Origin of the sequence: uncultured Mucilaginibacter sp. (assembly GCF_903913935.1) — a bacterium.
Classification (GTDB): domain Bacteria; phylum Bacteroidota; class Bacteroidia; order Sphingobacteriales; family Sphingobacteriaceae; genus Mucilaginibacter.
Window position 1 is genome coordinate 1 of sequence record NZ_CAIWNH010000040.1, and the last position, 3,398, is coordinate 3,398.

Annotated in this window: 3 protein-coding genes; 2 read left to right on the forward strand and 1 reads right to left on the reverse strand. The window is 43.3% G+C overall.

What is annotated here, in order from left to right; translation table 11 throughout:
- A partial coding sequence (gene purL / locus QZY09_RS01700; RefSeq protein ID WP_367119152.1) for a phosphoribosylformylglycinamidine synthase subunit PurL occupies positions 1-2,269 on the forward strand: 2,269 nt, incomplete at its 5' end.
- Positions 2,270-2,659: a VOC family protein gene (locus QZY09_RS01705; protein WP_295667385.1), complete on the forward strand. Its 390-nt coding sequence runs from the start codon at positions 2,270-2,272 to the stop codon at positions 2,657-2,659. It begins immediately after the preceding gene.
- Between the two features lie 12 nt (positions 2,660-2,671).
- Here QZY09_RS01705 and QZY09_RS01710 read toward each other — a convergent pair whose 3' ends face one another.
- Positions 2,672-3,301 carry a hypothetical protein gene (locus QZY09_RS01710; protein WP_295667388.1) on the reverse strand — a complete coding sequence of 210 codons (630 nt, stop codon included), beginning with the start codon at positions 3,299-3,301 and terminating at the stop codon, positions 2,672-2,674.
- Positions 3,302-3,398: the final 97 nt, after the last annotated feature.

Sequence of the window (3,398 nt, forward strand, 5' to 3'; positions counted from 1 at the left end):
AGCTTTTTTCCTAATTTTGTGCATCCTTTCAGAAAACAACATTACATTGGAGCACCTGCAATTAACAACCGTTGAAACAGCCAAAGACCTTGGTTTATTACCCGAAGAATTTGACAGAATTATAGAAATATTAGGACGTGTGCCTAACTTTACCGAGTTATCTATTTTCTCGGTAATGTGGAGCGAACATTGTTCCTATAAAAACTCCATTACCTGGTTAAAAACACTGCCTAAAGACGGCCCGCGTATGCTGGCCAAAGCCGGTGAAGAAAATGCTGGTTTGGTTGATTTGGGCGGTGGCATAGGCTGTGCGTTTAAAATAGAATCGCATAACCACCCGTCTGCATTGGAGCCTTACCAGGGTGCTGCAACAGGCGTAGGAGGTATCAATCGCGATATTTTTACGATGGGGGCAAGGCCAATCGCCCAACTAAATTCCCTGCGCTTCGGCGATCTTTCGCTTGACCGTACCAAATGGTTAATAAAAGGTGTGGTAAAAGGTATTAGTCACTATGGCAATGCTTTTGGCATCCCAACGGTGGGAGGTGAATTGTTTTTTGACGAATGTTATAACGTTAACCCGCTGGTAAACGCTTTTTCTGCAGGTATTGTAAAAGCAGGCGAAACGGTTTCGGCAACGTCTTATGGCGTGGGTAACCCGGTTTATATTGTCGGCTCGGCGACGGGTAAAGATGGTATCCATGGCGCCGCCTTTGCATCCAAAGATATTACTGAAGATTCTGTCAACGACCTTCCTGCTGTACAGGTGGGTGACCCTTTCCAGGAGAAACTATTGCTTGAAGCAACTTTGGAGGTTATAAAAACAGGTGCCGTAGTTGGCATGCAGGATATGGGCGCTGCCGGGATCATTTGCTCTAACTCCGAAATGTCAGCAAAAGGCGAACACGGGATGAAAATATACCTGGATAAAGTGCCTATGCGCCAGGAACACATGAAACCTTACGAGATATTGCTTTCCGAATCTCAGGAACGGATGCTGATCGTGGTTTACAAGGGTAGAGAAAAAGAAGTTGAAGCAGTTTTTGATAAATGGGATCTGAACTGCGCGATCATTGGCGAAGTAACCGATACCAAGCGCCTGGAATATTACATGAATGGCGAACTGGTGGCCGATGTACCTGCTGACGACCTCGTATTAGGAGGTGGCGCTCCGATCTATGAACGTGAATACCGCGAACCTGCATATTTTCAAAAAAATCAACAATTTAATATAGATGATGTTGAGGAACCAGCTGACCTTATAGCAGTTGCTGAACATTTGATCGGCCACCCTAATATTGCATCAAAAAGGTGGGTTACAGATCAATATGATTCTATGATCGGTACGTCAACCATGACCACCAACCGGCCCAGCGACGCGTCTGTTATCGCGGTTAAAGATACCGATAAAGCGATTGTGATCACTGTTGATTGTCAATCACGCTATGTATATGCCGATCCTCAAAAAGGTACTGCTATCGCAGTTGCTGAAGCAGCGCGAAACATTACCTGTGCGGGTGGCGAACCTGTTGCCATCACCAATTGCCTTAACTTTGGCAATCCTTACAAACCCGAAGTTTACTGGCAGTTTGTTGGCGCTATAAAGGGTATGGGTGAAGCCTGCCGCAAGTTTGAAACACCGGTAACCGGCGGTAACGTGAGTTTTTATAACCAGTCATCAGACGAAGGCCCGGTATTCCCGACGCCTACTATCGGTATGCTTGGGGTAATGGACGATCTTTCGGATCTGATGACTTCAGATTTTAAAAAGCCTGGCGACCTGATCTATCTGATCGGTGAGTCGGTTAACGATATTGCTTCATCACAATACCTGGCATCTTATCACAAAATACTTGCGGCACCTGCTCCGTATTTTGACCTGGATAAAGAATATGATATGCACCAGGTGATCAAACAACTGATCAAAAGTAAAGTGATCCAGTCTGCACATGATGTGTCGGATGGAGGATTGTACATCACTTTGGTGGAATCATCATTACCAAATGGTTTTGGATTTGAAATTGAATCGGACATCGCTATCCGCAAAGATGCCTTCCTTTTTGGTGAAGCACAGGGTAGGGTGGCAGTAAGCGTTAGTCCTGCTGATCACGAACGATTTATTGAACTGATGGCCACCAGCGAAGTTGATTTTACGTTGTTAGGTTTGGTGACCAATGGTGATCTTACTATAGATGAAGAACAATTCGGCAATATTACGGATGTGAAAATGGTTTATGACAATGTGCTGCATGAAATTTTAGGTGCATAAATGCTTAAGCTTAACCGGGTTCACCATATCGCAATCATTTGTTCTGACTATGAAAAGTCGAAGCATTTTTACAGCGAAATGCTCGGTTTAAAGATCATTAGCGAAGATTATCGCGAAGCAAGAAACTCCTATAAGCTCGACCTGGAAGTGGGAAACCAATACCAGATCGAGCTTTTTTCATTTCCAGAAACCCCATCCCGGCCATCAAGGCCGGAAGCTGCTGGTTTACGTCATTTGGCTTTTGAAGTAGATAATTTGGATGAGTCGGTAAGTCATATGCACGCGGTCGGCGTAACCGTCGAGGCCATCAGGATTGATGAATTTACCGGTAAACGTTTTACCTTCTTTGCTGATCCGGATGGATTGCCTATTGAGTTTTATGAAAAATAAGGCATCTTTCGTTTAGCCTTCACTCCCCAAATCATCCATTACCTGTTTAAGTTCATTAATATACTTTCCGTATTGGGTACGTACATGATGGTTAATGCAGATATAGGTGATGATGAATGAGATTAATATTACTGCAAAAGCGATGGGTAAATTCCAGGGTGAGGTAAAAACATTGGAGGCCAAAAGGTATCGTATAAATCCAATTCCCCGGTTACCGCATAGTAAAATAAAAGTTATCAATACCGCTAAGGGGGTGACGCAAAAATTATAGGTTTTGTAAATCTCGGCGTTAAGTTCCAGCTCGTACGTGATCTTGCGTATGCTATTTTGCATGTTGAGGTCATAACGGCTTATGGATTTGTAGAAAACGTAAAACCGGAAATAGTAAAAGCTATTCAGCACAATGATGATGAACATAAAAATGCTTGCAAGGTTGAAAAAGAGGACGGATTGCAGTCCATAAAACATCAGCGCGGTAAACATGGTATACGATATCAGCACTGCTATAAACTCTGTCTTCATGTTTTTACGTATCCGGCCAATAGCCGAAGTGGTTTTACCTGTCATTGCGGCTTCTGCCCGAAAATTCATGCCTTTTGGTTCATCATTTTTCCAGGCATCTTTTAATTCATCTATATTCATAATTTATAGTATTAACGATCTCTTTTAATTTAGTTTTCAGGCGGTTTATCCGCACACGCACGTTTATTGGGGTAATGCCAAGGCTGACGGCAATGTC

What these genes read in the sequence shown, in the direction of transcription:
- QZY09_RS01705 (WP_295667385.1), top strand. Translation starts at nt 2,270, where the DNA reads ATGCTTAAGCTTAACCGGGTTCACCATATCGCAATCATTTGTTCTGAC.
- QZY09_RS01710 (WP_295667388.1), bottom strand. Translation starts at nt 3,301, where the DNA reads ATGAATATAGATGAATTAAAAGATGCCTGGAAAAATGATGAACCAAAA.